General features: G+C 56.1%; 17 protein-coding genes. 12 read left to right on the top strand and 5 right to left on the bottom strand.

All coding sequences use genetic code 11. From position 1 onward, the window contains the following. Positions 1-55 precede the first annotated feature (55 nt). Both HMPREF2541_RS03185 and HMPREF2541_RS03180 read right to left on the bottom strand, forming a co-directional pair. Positions 56-250 (bottom strand): hypothetical protein, encoded by a 195-nt coding sequence (locus HMPREF2541_RS03185; RefSeq protein ID WP_003822771.1) that lies wholly within the window; start codon positions 248-250, stop codon positions 56-58. A 77-nt stretch (positions 251-327) separates the two neighbouring features. Continuing rightward, positions 328-1,188 carry a phosphoribosylaminoimidazolesuccinocarboxamide synthase gene (locus HMPREF2541_RS03180; protein ID WP_003822772.1) on the bottom strand — a complete coding sequence of 287 codons (861 nt, stop codon included), beginning with the start codon at positions 1,186-1,188 and terminating at the stop codon, positions 328-330. Between HMPREF2541_RS03180 and HMPREF2541_RS12140 the strand changes: the two genes are divergently transcribed. Together HMPREF2541_RS12140 and HMPREF2541_RS03175 are read left to right on the top strand one after the other, a co-directional pair. Then, positions 1,187-1,354, top strand: coding sequence for a hypothetical protein (locus tag HMPREF2541_RS12140; RefSeq protein WP_168161090.1), 168 nt, complete (start codon positions 1,187-1,189; stop codon positions 1,352-1,354). The two genes, HMPREF2541_RS03180 and HMPREF2541_RS12140, sit on opposite strands and share 2 nt — an antisense overlap. Before the next feature lie 79 nt (positions 1,355-1,433). Beyond that, positions 1,434-1,763: an FKBP-type peptidyl-prolyl cis-trans isomerase gene (locus HMPREF2541_RS03175; RefSeq protein WP_003822774.1), complete on the top strand. Its 330-nt coding sequence runs from the start codon at positions 1,434-1,436 to the stop codon at positions 1,761-1,763. Between the two features lie 144 nt (positions 1,764-1,907). On the opposite strand, the gene HMPREF2541_RS03170 is transcribed toward HMPREF2541_RS03175, so the two are convergent. Further along, a complete protein-coding gene (locus HMPREF2541_RS03170; RefSeq protein WP_003822775.1) occupies positions 1,908-2,903 on the bottom strand; it encodes a malate dehydrogenase in 996 nt (331 codons plus the stop codon). Positions 2,904-3,330: 427 nt separating this feature from the next. Between HMPREF2541_RS03170 and sdhC the strand changes: the two genes are divergently transcribed. From sdhC to rnhA, 8 genes are all read left to right on the top strand, one after another. Next, entirely contained in the window at positions 3,331-3,708 is a 378-nt protein-coding gene (sdhC, locus tag HMPREF2541_RS03165; RefSeq protein ID WP_003822776.1) for a succinate dehydrogenase, cytochrome b556 subunit, read from the top strand. Then, positions 3,702-4,043 (top strand): succinate dehydrogenase, hydrophobic membrane anchor protein, encoded by a 342-nt coding sequence (sdhD, locus tag HMPREF2541_RS03160; RefSeq protein ID WP_035580088.1) that lies wholly within the window; start codon positions 3,702-3,704, stop codon positions 4,041-4,043. The genes sdhC and sdhD overlap by 7 nt, the downstream gene beginning before the upstream one ends. Positions 4,044-4,048: 5 nt before the next feature. Further along, a complete protein-coding gene (gene sdhA / locus HMPREF2541_RS03155; protein WP_035580089.1) occupies positions 4,049-5,812 on the top strand; it encodes a succinate dehydrogenase flavoprotein subunit in 1,764 nt (587 codons plus the stop codon). Positions 5,813-5,905: 93 nt separating this feature from the next. Continuing rightward, the gene (locus HMPREF2541_RS03150; RefSeq protein WP_003822780.1) at positions 5,906-6,613 is read left to right on the top strand and encodes a succinate dehydrogenase iron-sulfur subunit; all 708 of its coding nucleotides are present in this window, start codon (positions 5,906-5,908) and stop codon (positions 6,611-6,613) included. Between the two features lie 103 nt (positions 6,614-6,716). Beyond that, a complete protein-coding gene (locus HMPREF2541_RS03145; protein WP_003822781.1) occupies positions 6,717-6,977 on the top strand; it encodes an FAD assembly factor SdhE in 261 nt (86 codons plus the stop codon). Between the two features lie 755 nt (positions 6,978-7,732). Further along, on the top strand, positions 7,733-10,549 hold the full coding sequence (locus HMPREF2541_RS03135) for a 2-oxoglutarate dehydrogenase E1 component (RefSeq protein ID WP_049258805.1): 2,817 nt from the start codon (positions 7,733-7,735) through the stop codon (positions 10,547-10,549). Positions 10,550-10,645: 96 nt separating this feature from the next. Continuing rightward, on the top strand, positions 10,646-11,839 hold the full coding sequence (gene odhB, locus HMPREF2541_RS03130; protein ID WP_049258354.1) for a 2-oxoglutarate dehydrogenase complex dihydrolipoyllysine-residue succinyltransferase: 1,194 nt from the start codon (positions 10,646-10,648) through the stop codon (positions 11,837-11,839). 133 nt (positions 11,840-11,972) lie between these two features. After that, complete coding sequence (gene rnhA, locus HMPREF2541_RS03125) at positions 11,973-12,428, top strand: ribonuclease HI (RefSeq protein WP_003822787.1); 456 nt, start codon at positions 11,973-11,975, stop codon at positions 12,426-12,428. Positions 12,429-12,530: 102 nt separating this feature from the next. On the opposite strand, the gene HMPREF2541_RS12525 is transcribed toward rnhA, so the two are convergent. Further along, positions 12,531-12,659, bottom strand: a complete 129-nt coding sequence (locus HMPREF2541_RS12525) for a hypothetical protein (protein ID WP_003822788.1) — start codon at positions 12,657-12,659, stop codon at positions 12,531-12,533. On the opposite strand from HMPREF2541_RS12525, the gene greA reads away from it, so the two are divergent. Then, complete coding sequence (gene greA, locus HMPREF2541_RS03120) at positions 12,658-13,134, top strand: transcription elongation factor GreA (RefSeq protein ID WP_070541675.1); 477 nt, start codon at positions 12,658-12,660, stop codon at positions 13,132-13,134. The genes HMPREF2541_RS12525 and greA overlap by 2 nt on opposite strands. A 14-nt stretch (positions 13,135-13,148) precedes the next feature. Further along, entirely contained in the window at positions 13,149-13,742 is a 594-nt protein-coding gene (locus HMPREF2541_RS11860) for a hypothetical protein (protein WP_141744188.1), read from the top strand. Between the two features lie 127 nt (positions 13,743-13,869). Here the strand turns inward: HMPREF2541_RS11860 and HMPREF2541_RS03110 are convergent, their stop codons facing one another. Beyond that, positions 13,870-15,615, bottom strand: a complete 1,746-nt coding sequence (locus HMPREF2541_RS03110; protein ID WP_070541672.1) for a flotillin family protein — start codon at positions 15,613-15,615, stop codon at positions 13,870-13,872. Positions 15,616-15,751 lie beyond the last annotated feature (136 nt).

Here is a 15,751-nt window from a genome sequence, read left to right as displayed (position 1 = left end):
AAAGGCTACCTGAAAAATTTCAGGTAGCCTTTTGATGCTTACCACACCGCGCAGCTTACTTGCCAAACAACGCCGCCACCATCTCAGCCTGCTCTTCGGTAAACGCGGGTTCGCCGAGGCGGGCGGCCACGGTGTATTCGTTGGCAAACTGCCGCTGGGCAGATACCGCCTGCCATTCTTTGAGCTTGGCGGTTTTGCCCTGTTTGAGCTTGGCGGCGGTTTGCAGAGCGGTTTGTTTGCGGGTAGGCATGGCAGAAAATACGGTTTAAATAGCAGGATAGGTTTTCAGGTAGCCTTGATTATGTTTGAGGCTACCTGAAAAACGGATTACTGGGTGAGCAGTTCCAAAGCCTCGCGGTATTTGGCCAAGGTTTTTTCGATAACCTCGGCGGGCACTGCGGGGGCGGGAGGCTGTTTGTTCCAGCCGCTTTGTTCGAGCCAGTCGCGGATGAATTGTTTGTCGAACGAGGGCGGGTTGCTGCCGGGCCGGTATTGGTCGGCCGGCCAAAAGCGGCTGGAATCAGGGGTGAGCACTTCGTCCATCAGGGTGAGCGTGCCGTTTTCGTCCAGGCCGAATTCGAATTTGGTGTCGCAGATGATGATACCGCGGGTGCGGGCGTATTCGGCGGCTTCGCTATAGAGGGCGATGGCTTTGCGGCGCACTTCTTCGGCCAGCTCTTGGCCGATGATGCGGGCGCACTCATCAAAGCTGATGTTGATATCGTGGTTGCCCACTGCGGCTTTGGTGGACGGGGTGAAGATGATTTCGGGCAGCTGCTCGGCTTCGCGCAGGTTTTCAGGTAGCCTGATGCCGCACACGGCGCCGGTTTGGCGGTATTCTTTCCAGCCGCTGCCGGCCAAATAACCGCGCACGATGGCTTCGATTTTCAAAGGTTCGAGCCGTTTGGCCACCACGGCGCGTTTTTCCAGCGCGGCGGCTACGTCGTGCGGCAATACGTCGTATACGGTTTGGCCGGTGAAGTGGTTGGGCATGATGTGCGAGAGTTTGCCAAACCAGAAATTGGAAATCTGGGTGAGGATTTCGCCTTTGCCGGGAATGGGTTCGTTCAAGATCACATCGAAAGCGGAGAGACGGTCGGAGGCAACGATGAGCATGCTGCGGCTGTCGATTTCATACAAATCGCGCACTTTGCCGGAATAGATTTTTTTCAGCGGAATGGTGGTCATGATGGATTATTGGTCGGGTGGTTGGAAAGTTGGTATTCTAGTCCAATTGCCGCGCGGAAAAAACGGCAGCGTGGAAATATCCTGCCAGAAGGCGGCAAAACAGTTGCCGAACTGCATTTTATGCCTGAGAATGCTGCCCGCATCAGCAGGCTACCTGAAAGCCTAAACCTCAATGCAGTTAGAATGAAACCGAAGCGCTTATTTTTCAGGTAGCCTCCCCTCCATCCCTCACTTAAGGAAACATCATGAGCAATCTGATTATTGAAGACATTGAAACCGGCAGCGGCAAAACCGCCGAAAAAGGCAAACGGATTTCCGTACACTACAGCGGCTACCTCACCAACGGCAGCAAATTCGACTCCAGCCTCGACCGCGGCCAACCGCTCACCATCATCCTGGGCGTAGGCCAGGTCATCCGCGGCTGGGACGAAGGCTTCGGCGGTATGCGCGAAGGCGGCAAACGCAAGCTCACCATCCCGCCAGAAATGGGCTACGGTGCACGCGGCGCCGGCGGTGTGATTCCACCGAACGCCACTTTGATTTTTGAAGTGGAATTGCTGAAGGTACACGATTAAGCAGCGTTTTCTGCATAAGGAAAGGCTACCTGAAAACCGTAATTCAAGTTTTCAGGTAGCCCTTCTCTTTTCTTTGCCGATGGATTTTCAGGTAGCCTCTTACACACGAAAGGCTACCTGAAAATTTTTGCTCCTGCGCCCGCGTTACAACAAATGCGCCACCGCCGCGCGTTCGTCTTCCAACTCTTTGAGCGTGATGCCGATACGTTCGCGGCTAAAGTCGTCAATCGGCAAGTCTTTAATCACGCGGTATCCGCCGTTTTCGCACACCACGGGCAAGCCGAAGATAAGACCTTCGGGGATGCCGTAGGCGCCGTCTGAAGGCACGCCCATGGTTACCCAGCGGCCGTTGCTGCCGAGCACCCAGTCGCGGATGTGTTCGATGGCGGCGTTGGCGGCTGAGGCAGCGGAAGAGAGGCCGCGCGCTTCGATGATGGCGGCGCCGCGTTTGGCCACGGTGGGCAGGAAGTGTTCGGTGTTCCATTGTGCATCGCCAATCAACTCTTGCACGCTTTGGCCGTTTACGGTGGCGAAACGGTAGTCGGCATACATGCTGGGGCTGTGGTTGCCCCATACGCATAATTGATTGATACTATTTACAGAATGGCCGATTTTAAGGGCGATTTGATTGAGAGCCCGGTTGTGGTCGAGGCGCAGCATGGCGGTGAAATTGCGTGCGGGCAGGTCGGGCGCGGATTTCATGGCTATATAAGCGTTGGTGTTGGCAGGGTTGCCCACTACGAGCACTTTCACGTTGCGGCTAGCCACCTTGTTCAACGCGGCGCCCTGCGCGGTGAAGATATTGGCATTGGCATGCAGCAGATCGGCACGTTCCATGCCTTTGCTGCGCGGGCGGGCACCGACCAAAATAGCGATTTCGGCATCTTGAAATGCGGCTTCGGGGTCGCTGGTGGCAAACACATCAGCCAGCAGCGGGAAGGCGCAGTCGTGCAGCTCCATAATCACGCCCTGTACGGCCTGCTGCGCTTGCGGCAAATCGAGCAGTTGCAGGATAACGGGCTGGTCTGCGCCGAGCATATCGCCGGCGGCAATGCGGAATAATAAAGAGTAGGCAATCTGGCCGGCAGCGCCGGTTACAGCTACGCGGACGGGGGCTTTTGGCGTGTTGGTGTGGGTCATGGCTTGATGTAGTGAAGTGAGGATGAATATTAAAGTGTGCAATGCTGCCACAGATTTTTCAGGTAGCCTGAGGCAGCGTGTAAAGCGCGTTATGATACAGAAAGTTGGCATATTTGTGGCACTTTTCCATTATTTTATATTAAGAACAAGGGCAAACGCGATGTCGAATAACCGGATTATTTATCTGACAATTAACTAAAATCCTTTAGGCAAGCAATCATCCATTTTGATGTTCGCTATGTTAAGTTGATTTAAAACAAAGGCTGCTATATGATTTATAGCTGGGCGAACGCGGCCGGCTTTCGGTTGCCGCGCCTTGCCCGAAAAGGCTACCTGAAAATATTTTCAAGCATACTCAGGCAGCTTTATGGTTTTGAGTGCCGGCTGCGGCCGGTTTGGGATATTGCCAATCTGAGGAAGTTTCGCCATGCGAACGACTAACAGACCGATATTCCTGGACATCATCAGCATCCGGCTGCCGATTCCGGGGATTGTTTCCATTCTGCACCGCATCAGCGGCGTGCTGTTGTTTATCAGCCTGCCGCTTCTGTTGTGGCTGCTTGCCGGCACGCTGGATAATGCCGCTGCCTTTGAATCTTATCGCGCCTTCGTGGCTCATCCGCTGGTGAAAATCGGCCTAATCGGGCTGTTGTGGGCTTATTTGCACCACTTCTTTGCCGGCATCCGCTTCCTGTTTTTGGATGCTCACAAAGGCCTGGCGCTGAACACTGCCCGCACCACCGCCAAAACCGTGATGGCGCTGGCTTTGATCTGCACCGCAATTTTGGGAGTATGGCTATGGTAGACCGCAAACTTACCGGCGCACACTACGGCCTGCGCGATTGGGCGATGCAGCGCGCCACCGCGGTGCTGATGCTGATTTACACCGTCGCGCTGATTGTATTCCTGCTCGCACTGCCGGGCGACTACGCCGCATGGCAGGCATTTTTTGGCCAAACTTGGGTGAAAGTGTTTACCCAAATCAGCTTCATCGCGCTGTTTCTGCATGCCTGGGTAGGTATCCGCGATTTGTGGATGGACTACATCAAGCCGTTCGGCCTGCGCCTGTTCCTTCAGGTAGCCACCATCGTTTGGCTGGCAGGCTGCATGGTTTACTCGGTTAAAGTGATTTGGGGTTGAACAAGATGACTTATCCTATCCGAAAATTCGATGCCGTTATCGTTGGCGGCGGCGGTGCCGGCCTGCGTGCGGCGCTGCAACTTTCCAAAGCCGGCCTCAACACCGCCGTGCTCTCCAAAGTATTTCCCACCCGCTCCCACACCGTGGCCGCGCAGGGCGGCATTTCTGCCTCGCTGGGCAATGTGCAGGAAGACCGCTGGGATTGGCACATGTACGACACCGTGAAAGGCTCCGATTGGCTCGGCGACCAAGACGCCATCGAATTCATGTGCCGCCGCGCGCCCGAAGCTGTGATTGAGCTGGAACACATGGGTATGCCGTTCGACCGCGTGGAAAGCGGCAAAATCTACCAGCGCCCCTTCGGCGGCCATACCGCCGAGTTCGGCAAACGCGCCGTAGAACGCGCCTGCGCCGTGGCCGACCGCACCGGCCATGCCATGCTGCACACGCTCTATCAGCAAAACGTGCGCGCCAACACCCAATTCTTCGTGGAATGGACCGCACTCGACCTCATCCGCAACGAAGAAGGCGATGCAGTGGGCATCACTGCCATGGAAATGGAAAGCGGCGATGTGTATATCTTCCACGCCAAAACCATCCTGTTCGCCACCGGCGGTGCCGGCCGCATCTATGCCTCTTCCACCAACGCCTTCATGAACACCGGCGACGGCCTGGGCATCTGTGCCCGTGCCGGCATCCCGCTGGAAGATATGGAATTTTGGCAATTCCACCCCACCGGCGTGGCCGGTGCGGGCGTGCTGATTACCGAAGGCGTGCGCGGCGAAGGCGGTATCTTGCTCAACGCCGACGGCGAACGCTTTATGGAGCGCTACGCCCCCACCGTGAAAGACCTCGCTTCGCGCGACGTCGTTTCCCGCGCCATGTCGCTAGAAATTCTGGAAGGTCGCGGCTGCGGCAAAAACAAAGACCACGTTTTGCTGAAAATCGACCACATCGGCGCAGAGAAAATCATGTCCAAGCTGCCCGGTATCCGCGAGATTTCCATCAACTTCGCCGGCGTTGATCCGATTAAAGACCCGATTCCCGTGGTGCCCACCGTGCACTACATGATGGGCGGTATTCCCACCAACTACTTGGGCGAAGTGGTTGCGCCGAAAGACGGCAATCCCGAAGCCGTTGTGCCCGGCCTGTATGCCGCCGGCGAATGCGCCTGTGCCTCAGTGCACGGTGCCAACCGCCTCGGCACCAACTCCCTGCTCGATTTGGTGGTGTTCGGCAAATCTGCCGGCGACAGCATGATTGAGTTCATCAAGCAGAATCCCGACATCAAACCGCTGCCCGAAAACGCCGGTGCGCTCACCGAACAACGCCTGGCACGGCTGAACAGCCAAACCGGCGGTGAAAACGTAGACGTGCTGCGCGGCGAACTGCAACGCACACTGCAACGCCACGCCGGCGTATTCCGCACCGACGCCATTCTGAAAGAAGGCGTGGACAAAGTACTTGCCTTGGTAGAACGCAACAAACACACCGAAATCGGCGACAAGAGCATGGTGTGGAACACCGCCCGCATCGAAGCGCTGGAACTCGACAACATGATGGAAGTGGCCAAAGCCACCATGATTGCTGCCGAAGCCCGCAAAGAATCGCGCGGCGCCCATGCCTCCGACGACCACCCCGAGCGCGATGACGAAAACTGGATGAAGCACAGCCTGTTCTACTCCGCCGACAACAGCCTGGCCTACAAGCCCGTGCACACCCAACCGCTCAGCGTGGAATACATCAAGCCTGCCAAGCGCATTTACTAGAATAAAAACAACTATCTGGAATTTTCAGGTAGCCCTTCCATGCTGCATTGAGGCTACCTGAGAATACTGCCGCACCAAACCGAAGGAACACCCATGGAAACTATCCGCCTCAAAGTGTACCGCTACAACCCCGATACCGATGCCAAACCCTACATGCAGGACTACGAGCTCGAAATCGAGCCCACCGACGTGAAGCTGCTCGACGCCATCATGAAGCTCAAAGCCAAAGATGACAGTCTCTCCTTCCGCCGCTCCTGCCGCGAAGGCATCTGCGGCTCGGACGGCATGAACATCAACGGCAAAAACGGCCTCGCCTGCCTCACCGATATCCGCAGCCTCAAGCAGCCCATCGTATTGCGCCCCCTGCCCGGTCTGCCCGTCATCCGCGACCTCATCGTGGACATGACCCAATTCTTCAAGCAATATCATTCCATCAAACCCTATGTGGTCAACGACAACCCTGTCGACCCACAGCAGGAACGCCTGCAAAGCCAGGCCGAGCGCGCCGAGCTGGACGGCTTGTATGAATGCATCCTCTGCGCCTGCTGCTCTACCGCTTGCCCCTCCTTCTGGTGGAACCCCGACAAATTCGTCGGCCCATCCGGCCTCTTGAATGCCTACCGATTCATCGCCGACACCCGCGACACCATTACCAACGAACGTTTGGACAACCTCAACGACCCCTACCGCCTGTTCCGCTGCCACACCATCATGAACTGCGTAGACGTTTGCCCCAAACACCTCAACCCCACCCGCGCCATCGGCAAGATCAAAGAAATCATGCTCAAACGCGTGGTATAGTGGATGATCTGCAGCCAGTACAGTCTTACCTGCCTAGCCGTACTGGCTGTATTGTCTGCAGCCAGCCTCCTTATCCCCAGTTAAATAATCTGATAGATAAGCCATGTCCACCTTTGACGACACCGCCAAACGCCGCCTGCGCTTCCAAACCCGGCGCGGCCTGCTGGAGCTCGATATTCTGCTGAAGCAGTTTATGGCCGCCGAATTCGACCGCCTGAGCGATGCCGAGCTAACCGTATTCACCGAACTGCTCGCCCTGCCCGACCCCGAATTATTCGCCCAACTCAACGGCCAAAACCCTGCTGCCAATGCCGAAAGTGCAGCCTTATTGGATAAAATCCGCAGCAGCCGGCGCACTGATTAAACCGCATTCCCTTGAGGCTACCTGAAAGCGTAACTTTGAAGTTCGCACATATAAAATTCAGACACATAAGGCTACCTGAAAGCAGCGCAGAGTTTCTGCCAAGCCAAAGTTTCAGGTAGCCTTTTTCTTTACCGACCACAGCCGGCACTCAAGTACGCCGAAAGCAACTTTAACATTCCGGCTTTCAGGTAGCCTCTTTCCTCCATCTTTCCTGTTTCATCAATAGCTCACTATCCCTACAGCACCCACCCTCTGCTGCCAGCCCACGCCCATCCCGCCGAGCCTGCTGCAAAAGGGATTTTTCTTATTGACGTTCCCCATATCGGGTCGTATTATTCAGCCGTTATACCGGCGTTTGGCAAACTTCCAGCAACATTTCTGCTGCTGCCTGGTAAACCCCTGAAACTCAACGAAAGGCCGGGCTGATTCCAGAATCTTAGCGACAAAAAGAACAACCTTTTCAGGTAGCCGGCTTCGAGTTTTTATCATATTCCCCTCCCCGGCCATTCCACCGCGCCAGATTCTCCATCCCTCCTTTCCAAACAAACAATTTCCTGCGCCAAGCGCAATCAGGATGCCAGCAAAAGGCTACCTGAAAATGCTTATTCCGAATCGCCATACTCATTTTTAGCCGCCTGCCGTGTGGCGATTCGGAATCGGCATTCGCTGCAGATAGGATAAAGGCTGCCCGCTTAGGCAGCCCGATAAGCAAGCGTGCTGCTCTTCAAACCTTCACCTTAAATAAGGATCTTGCCATGATGAAAGAACAAAGTAGTTTGTCCTACCTATACGGTACCAACGTCCCGTATATTGAAGATTTGTACGAAGCCTATCTGAGCTCCCCTGACTCCGTGGACAGCCAATGGCGGCAGTATTTCGACCAAGTGGCCGCCATGCCCGGCAACACTCCGAAAGATGTGGCGCACCGCCCGATTCAGGAAGCCTTTGCCAACTTGGCACAGCAGCGCGGCGGCGCAGCCGCGGGCGGCGTGGATTTTGCCGCCATGCAGAAGCAAGTGGCCGTGTTGAGCCTGATTTCCGCCTACCGCTCCTTGGGCAACCGCGCTGCCGACCTCAACCCGCTCGACCGCACCCATATCAGACAACTGCCCGAGCTCGATCCCAAAACCTACGGCCTCACTGATGCCGACATGAACACCCCTTTCCATGTCGGCACCGATCTTTCAGGTAGCCCCAAGCTGCCCCTGGCCGAAATCATCCGCCATCTGAAACAAATCTACTGCGGCCCCCTGGCATTGGAATACATGCACATTCCCGACACCGCCGAACGCGAATGGCTGCAGGCACGTTTGGAAGCCAACGGCGCCCGCCCGCAGTTTGATGCCGAGACTAAACGCCTCATCCTGAAAGAAATCACCGCCGCCGAAACCATGGAGCGCTATCTGCACACCCGTTATGTGGGCCAGAAACGCTTCTCGCTCGAAGGCGGCGAAAGCACCGTGCCCGCGCTGAACCATCTGATCCGCGCCTCCACCGAAAAAGGTGTGCAGGAAATCGTAATCGGCATGGCGCACCGCGGCCGCTTAAACGTGTTGGTAAACACCATGGGCAAAGCCCCGCAAGCCATTTTCGACGAGTTCGAAGGCAAAGTGGACGCCAAATTCCCCAGCGGCGACGTGAAATACCACATGGGCTTCAGCTCCGACGTGCCCACCCCGCACGGCCCGGTGCACCTCTCTTTGGCCTACAACCCCTCACACTTGGAAATCACCAACCCCGTGATTGAAGGCTCCGTACGCGCCCGCCAAGACCACCGCGGTGCCGAAGGCCGCAAACAAGTGCTGCCCATCCTCACCCACGGCGACTCCGCCTTCATCGGTTTGGGCGTGAACCAATCTACTTTCAATATGTCGCAAACCCGCGGCTACAGCACCGGCGGCACCATCCACTTCGTGATCAACAACCAAGTGGGCTTCACCACTTCCGATCCGCGCGACACCCGCTCCACCCTGTATTGCACCGACATCGCCAAGATGGTGAGCGCGCCGATTCTGCATGTGAACGGCGACGACCCGGAAGCCGTGTGCCACGCCGCCCAAATCGCGCTGGACTACCGCACTACCTTCCAGAAAGACATCGTGATCGATTTGGTGTGCTACCGCAAACTCGGCCACAACGAGGGCGACGATCCCACCCTGACCCAGCCTCTGATGTACAAACAAGTGGCCGCACACCCCGGCTCCCGCGCCGTGTATGCCGAGCAGCTGATTAAAGAAGGCGTGGTCACCAAGGAAGAAGCCGAAAAACTCATCAGCGACTACCGCGCCGCGATGGACAAAGGCGACCGCATCCAGGAAATCCTGCCTGAGCAGAAACGCGAACACGCAGTGGATTGGAGCAAATACCAGCCCATCAGCTGGCGCACTCCGGTGAAAACTGCTCTGCCTGCTGCCGAAATCAAACGCCTGACCGACCGCTTCACCGACATCCCCGCTGATGTGAAACTGCACAATACCGTGAAGAAAATCATCGAAAACCGCAAAGCCATGGCTGTTGGCGAGCAAGCTATTGACTGGGGTATGGCCGAAACCATCGCCTACGCCAGCCTGCTCGAAGCCGGCCACGACATCCGCATTTCCGGCGAAGACTCCGGCCGCGGCACCTTCTCACACCGCCACGCCGTGCTGCACGACCAAAACCGTGCCGAACGCACCGGCGGCGTGTATATCCCGCTGCAACACATCAGCGAAAAACAAGGCCGCTTCAACGTCATCGATTCCATCCTGAACGAAGAAGCCGTGATGGCCTACGAATACGGCTATGCCTCCTCCGCACCGGAAGACCTGGTGATTTGGGAAGCCCAGTTCGGCGACTTCGCCAACGGCGCGCAAATCGCCATCGACCAATTCATCACCTCCGGCGAAACCAAATGGGGACGCTGGTGCGGCCTCACCGTTATCCTGCCGCACGGCTACGACGGCCAAGGCCCGGAACACTCTTCCGCCCGCGTAGAACGCTGGCTGCAACTGTGTGCCGAAGAAAACATCCAAGTGCTGATGATGTCTGAAGCATCGCAGATGTTCCATGCCCTGCGCCGCCAGATTCTGCGCCCCTACCGCAAACCGCTGGTGATTTTCATGTCCAAACGCCTGCTGCGCCTCAAAGACGCCTGCAGCCCACTGGCCAACTTCACCGACGGCGAATTCCGCCTTGTGATCGGCGACACCGTACAAGGTCGCGATCAAGACGTGAAACGCGTGATTCTGTGTGCCGGCCAGGTGTACTACGATTTGGCCAAAGCCCGCGCCGACAAAGGCTTGGAAAAAGACATCGCCATCGTTCGCGTCGAGCAGCTCTACCCCTTCCCCTACGAAGAAGTGGCCGCCGAACTCAAACGCTTCCCGAACGCCACCGAAATCATGTGGGCACAGGAAGAGCCGAAAAACCAAGGCGCTTGGTACCAAATCCGCCACCGTCTGGAAAAAGTGCTCGGCGCCAACCAGCGCCTCACCACCGCCAGCCGCCCGGCCAGCGCCTCGCCCGCCGTCGGCTATGCTGTGAAACACAAAGCCGGTTTGGACGGCCTGCTTGAAGATGCGATGAAACTCTAAAGCGCCAAAAGGCTACCTGAAACATGCCAAACCGTTTTCAGGTAGCCTCCTCAGAACACGATTTACCTATTTTTCAATTTATTAAAGGATAAAACCATGATTATCGAAATCACCGTACCCCCGCTACCGGAAAGCGTTACCGAAGCCACCCTGATGAGCTGGCACAAGAAGGTGGGCGACTATGTAAACCGCGACGAAAACCTGATCGACCTCGAAACCGACAAGGTTGTGCTCGAGCTGCCCGCCCAGCAGGCCGGTGTGATTGTGGAAATCATCGAACAAGACGGCGCCACCGTTACCGCCGGCCAGCTGTTGGCTAAAATCGACACCGAAGCCAAAGCAGCAGAAGCAGCCCCGGCTGCCGCCCAAGCCCCCGCTGCCGAGCCAGCAGGCCATGTGGCTGCCGCTGGTGCGCGCGCCGGCGTGGCCATGCCCGCCGCCGCCAAACTGGCTGCTGAAAAAGGCGTGGACGTATCCGGCGTACAAGGTTCCGGCCGCGACGGCCGTGTGCTGAAAGAAGACGTGGCCGCTATGCCTGCCGCCGCACCCAAAGCCGCTGCCGCCCCGGCCGTGGCCGTGCCGCTGGGCGACCGCGTAGAACAGCGCGTACCGATGAGCCGCCTGCGCCAGCGTGTGGCCGAACGCCTGCTGCAATCTCAGTCGCAAAACGCCATCCTCACCACGTTCAACGAGGTGAACATGAAGCCGATTATGGATTTGCGCGCCAAATACAAAGAGAAGTTCGAAAAACAGTATGGCGTGAAACTGGGCTTCATGTCCTTCTTCGTGAAAGCCGCCGTGGCCGCGCTGAAGAAATTCCCCGCTGTGAACGCTTCGATTGACGGCAACGACATCGTTTACCACGGCTACTTCGACATCGGTATCGCCGTGGGCAGTCCACGCGGCCTGGTGGTGCCGATCCTGCGCAACGTGGATCAGATGAGCATTGCCGAAATCGAACTGGCCATTGTGGACTACGCCAACAAAGCCAAGAGCGGCAAAATCGCCATCGAAGACCTCACCGGCGGCACATTCTCCATCACCAACGGCGGCACCTTCGGCTCGATGATGTCCACACCCATCATCAACCCGCCGCAATCCGCCATCTTGGGCATGCACGCCACCAAAGAACGCGCCGTGGTGGAAAACGGCCAAGTCGTGGTGCGCCCGATGATGTATCTGGCCCTCTCCTACGACCACCGCATCATCGACGGCCGCGAAGCCGTGCTCACTTTGGTTACTATCAAAGAAGCCCTCGAAGACCCGGCCCGCCTGATTTTAGAAATCTAACGGTTTCTAAAATCTAAGCGTTTAGCAACATCAGGCTACCTGAAAACCCTTTTTTCAGGTAGCCTTACTCTTTTGCCACATCAAACATACTAAAGGCTACCTGAAACTTTCAGGTAGCCCCAACCCAAACACCATGACCAATACCACAACCGTCCACCTCTACACCGACGGCGCCTGCAAAGGTAATCCCGGCCCCGGCGGCTGGGGCGTGCTGCTGCGCTACGGCCGCCATGAAAAAGAACTCTGCGGCGGCGAAGCCGACACCACCAACAACCGCATGGAGCTTACCGCCGTTATCCGCGGCCTCGAAGCCCTCAACCGCCCCTGCCAAGTAACCATCCACACCGACTCCCAATACGTGAAAAACGGCATGGAAAGCTGGATTCACGGCTGGAAGAAAAACGGCTGGAAAACTTCCGCCAAACAACCCGTGAAAAACGCCGAACTCTGGCAGCAGCTCGACCAACAAGTCGCCCGCCACCAAGTATCCTGGCAATGGGTGAAAGGCCATGCCGGCCACCCCGAAAACGAACGCGCCGACCAACTGGCTAATCAAGGCGCCGCCAATATATCCAATGAACAACAATAAACGCCAATAATCAAATTATTGGCACAAATTCCCCCACCGCCAGCCGTCCCTTCCAGCAGTTGGCGTTCCGCCCGCCATCTGATAGAATGGCAACCCATACAGTCAATCAAAACGCAGCTTCCAATTCTGTGTTTGATTGGCTAAAAATTTGAGTTCACAAGCCGCCGGCACCAGGCGGCTTGCATTTTTATGTAAAAACGGCTGCCCCGCAGCCCTTGTGGAGAAAATCATGCAAAAGATTCCATTAACCGTACGCGGCGCCGAACTGCTCAAGCAAGAATTGCAGCATCTTAAAAGCGTTGAACGTCCTGCCATTATCGAAGCCATCGCCGAAGCCCGCACCCACGGCGATTTGTCTGAAAATGCTGAATACGAAGCAGCCAAAGAAAAACAAGGCTTCATCGAAGGCCGTATTTCCGAACTGGAAAACAAACTCTCCGCGGCCCATATCATCGACCCCACCGAAATCCACGCCGAAGGCAAAATCGTATTCGGCTGCACCGTCGTGCTGGAAGACTTGGAAAACGAAACCCAAGTGCGCTACCAAATCGTCGGCGACGACGAAGCCGATATTAAAGATAACAAAGTCTCCATCAGCTCGCCTATTTCACGCGCCCTTATCGGCAAAGAAGAAGGCGATGTGGCCGAAGTGCAGGCGCCTGGCGGCATCAGAGAATACGAAGTTATCGAAGTGCTGTATATCTAGTAAGCAGTGGCGAAATGGACCAGAATTTTAATCCCTACCAGACTCCGCAAAGCCAAGAATACCTGCCGCAAAGTACTACTGAATGTTGGCGGGAGGGTAAACGTGTTTTTTTGTCTGCCGGCACTGACTTACCTTGCCGCTGCATCCATTGTGGCGAAGAGGCTGCACCGCCACGCCGACAACGTAAACTCTATTGGCATCATCCTGCACTATATTTGTTGATACTCACTGCATTTATCGGCTTGCCTGGGCTATTGGTTTATCTAATTGTGGCCTTGGTTGTGCGAAAAAAAATTACGGTTACGGCTGCACGTTGCCCTACACGTCGCAAACAGATGCGCCAAATTTATATTGGTATATTCATGCTGTTGTTGGTCACGCTGTTCCTACCGTATTTTGCCTCCACCGAAAACGGTATGGTTGATAGTAGCCTGATGTCGCTGTTGTATATCGGTTTAGTTTTAATTTGGCTGGTACTGGCAATTCTCGCTTCCGTCTTCCGTCTGCGCGCTGTACGGATCAACGAAGAATTCAGCATCCTCAAAGGCTTTGGCCGGGGCTTTCTCGACACCCTGCCGGAAGAATACGAACTCAACAGCCGCCGTTAAAACATAGCAATCATTTGGCAACATATAGCCAATTTTCAGGTAGCCCTTCTCTATCGAAAGGCTACCTGAAATATAAAAGGCTACCTGAAACTTCAGGTAGCCTTTTCTTCATTCACACCATCAACTCTTATTCAGCCTCACCCTCCTCTTGCGGCTGTGTCTGGTTCGCAGGAGCAGCGGGATTGAGGTTTTGCGTGAGGCCGTTGATGTCGCCGCCGCTCAAGCCCAGCTCTTTGAGCAAACCGTCCACCAGCGGGGCCTGGGCGCGGTAGCGCAGGGCGCTGTTCACCACTTGGTCGGACAAAGCCGCGTTGCCTTGGGCGCCGGGGCTACCTGAAACACCGTCTGCGGCAGCGCCGCTGAATCCGCCCAAGCCGTTGATTTGCAGAATCTTGATGTCGTCGATGTTTTCCATCGGGCGCACGGATTCGCGGATGATGTCGGGCAGGTGTTTCAAGAGGGCGAGGCGCACTTGCATTTCAACTTGCTCGACGCTCAATACGTTGGCGGCTTCGTTTACGGCGCGGGTACCTTCGGCATCGACTTTGTATTGCTGCTCTTGCGCTTGTGCCAGCAGCACTTTGGCATCGGCTTCACCTTTGGCTTGCAGGCGTTGTTTCTCAGCTTCGGCTTCGGCGGCGATGCGCACGGCTTCGGCACGGTCTTGCGCGGCCTGTTTCTCGGCTTCGGCGGCGACGGTGAGCGAAATCGCGTCTTTTTGTGCGGCTTCTTCGGCGGCAATCAGTTCGACGGCTTTGGCACGTTCGGCGCGTTCGGTTTCGCGTACGGTAATCACGCTCTCCTCTTCGCGCACGGCGGCGGCGCGGGCTTTGTCGGCCTCGGCTTTGGCTTCCGATTCGGCACGCGATTTTTCGGCCACGGCGATGGCGCGGTCTTGTTCGGCCAGCTCGATGGCTTTGCGGCGTTCGACCTCCGCCTGTTCGACGGCTTGGGCTTTTTTGATATCTTCGTTTTTAATATCGCGTTCGGCGGCGATGCGTTTCAAATCCACTTCGCGTTCGGCGGCGATTTTGGCTTCTTCCGCCTCGCGTTTTTTCTGCGCTTCCTGCTCGGCGATGCTGGCTTCCTGTTCGGCGCGGCGCACGGCAATTTCGCGTTCTTGTTCGAGTTTGGCGTATTCTTCTTCACGCGAGATTTTCAGGCGTTGCTGCTCGGCTTCGAGGTTTTTGGTTTTAATCGCCAAATCGGTGTCTTGTTCGATTTCGTTGCGTTTCTTGCGGCGGCCTTCGATGGTTTCGGTCAGTTTGGTCAGACCTTCCGCGTCAAAGGCGTTTTGCGGGTTGAAAAACTCAAAGCTGGTTTGATCGAGGCCGGTCAGGGAGACGGTTTCGAGTTCGAGGCCGTTTTTAAACAAGTCTTCGCTCACGACTTGCTGCACTTTTTGAACGAAATCAACCCGTTTTTCGTGCAGCTCTTCCATCGCCATTTCGGCAGCAACGGCGCGCAGGGCATCGACAAATTTACCTTCAACGAGGTCTTTCAATTCGTCAGGCGACATGGTTTTCATACCCAGCGTTTGCGCGGCGGTGGCGATGCTCTCGGCGCTGGGTTTGACGCGGACGTAAAATTCCGCCATCACATCCACGCGCATCCGGTCGCGGGTAATCAACGCCTGCTGCGCCGCGCGGCGCACTTCGAGGCGCAATGTATTCATGTTGACGGGGATGATTTCGTGCAGCACGGGCAGCACCATCGCGCCGCCGTTCATGATGACTTTTTCGCCGCCGAAGCCGGTACGGACGAAGGAGACTTCTTTGCTGGCGCGACGATACAGGCGGGTGAGGATGAGGCCGAGCACAAACAGCGCGACGAGTATCACGCCGGCAATAGTGCCAATGGAAATAAGGTTCATGGTTTTCCTTTCTTGAGTGGATTTCGGCAGCCTGGTGCTACCTGAATATAGTTAAACAAAACTGCAATCCCAAATTGAACAACACGAGCACAACTCAACACCAGTTCTTAGATAGCCGGTCAAATAGCAAAAAAGG

The sequence above is a fragment of the Eikenella sp. HMSC061C02 genome, assembly GCF_001809035.1.
GTDB classification, from domain to species: Bacteria; Pseudomonadota; Gammaproteobacteria; order Burkholderiales; family Neisseriaceae; genus Eikenella; species Eikenella corrodens.
Note: the sequence above shows the minus strand (reverse complement) of the source record. Positions and strands in the feature narration are given on the sequence as shown.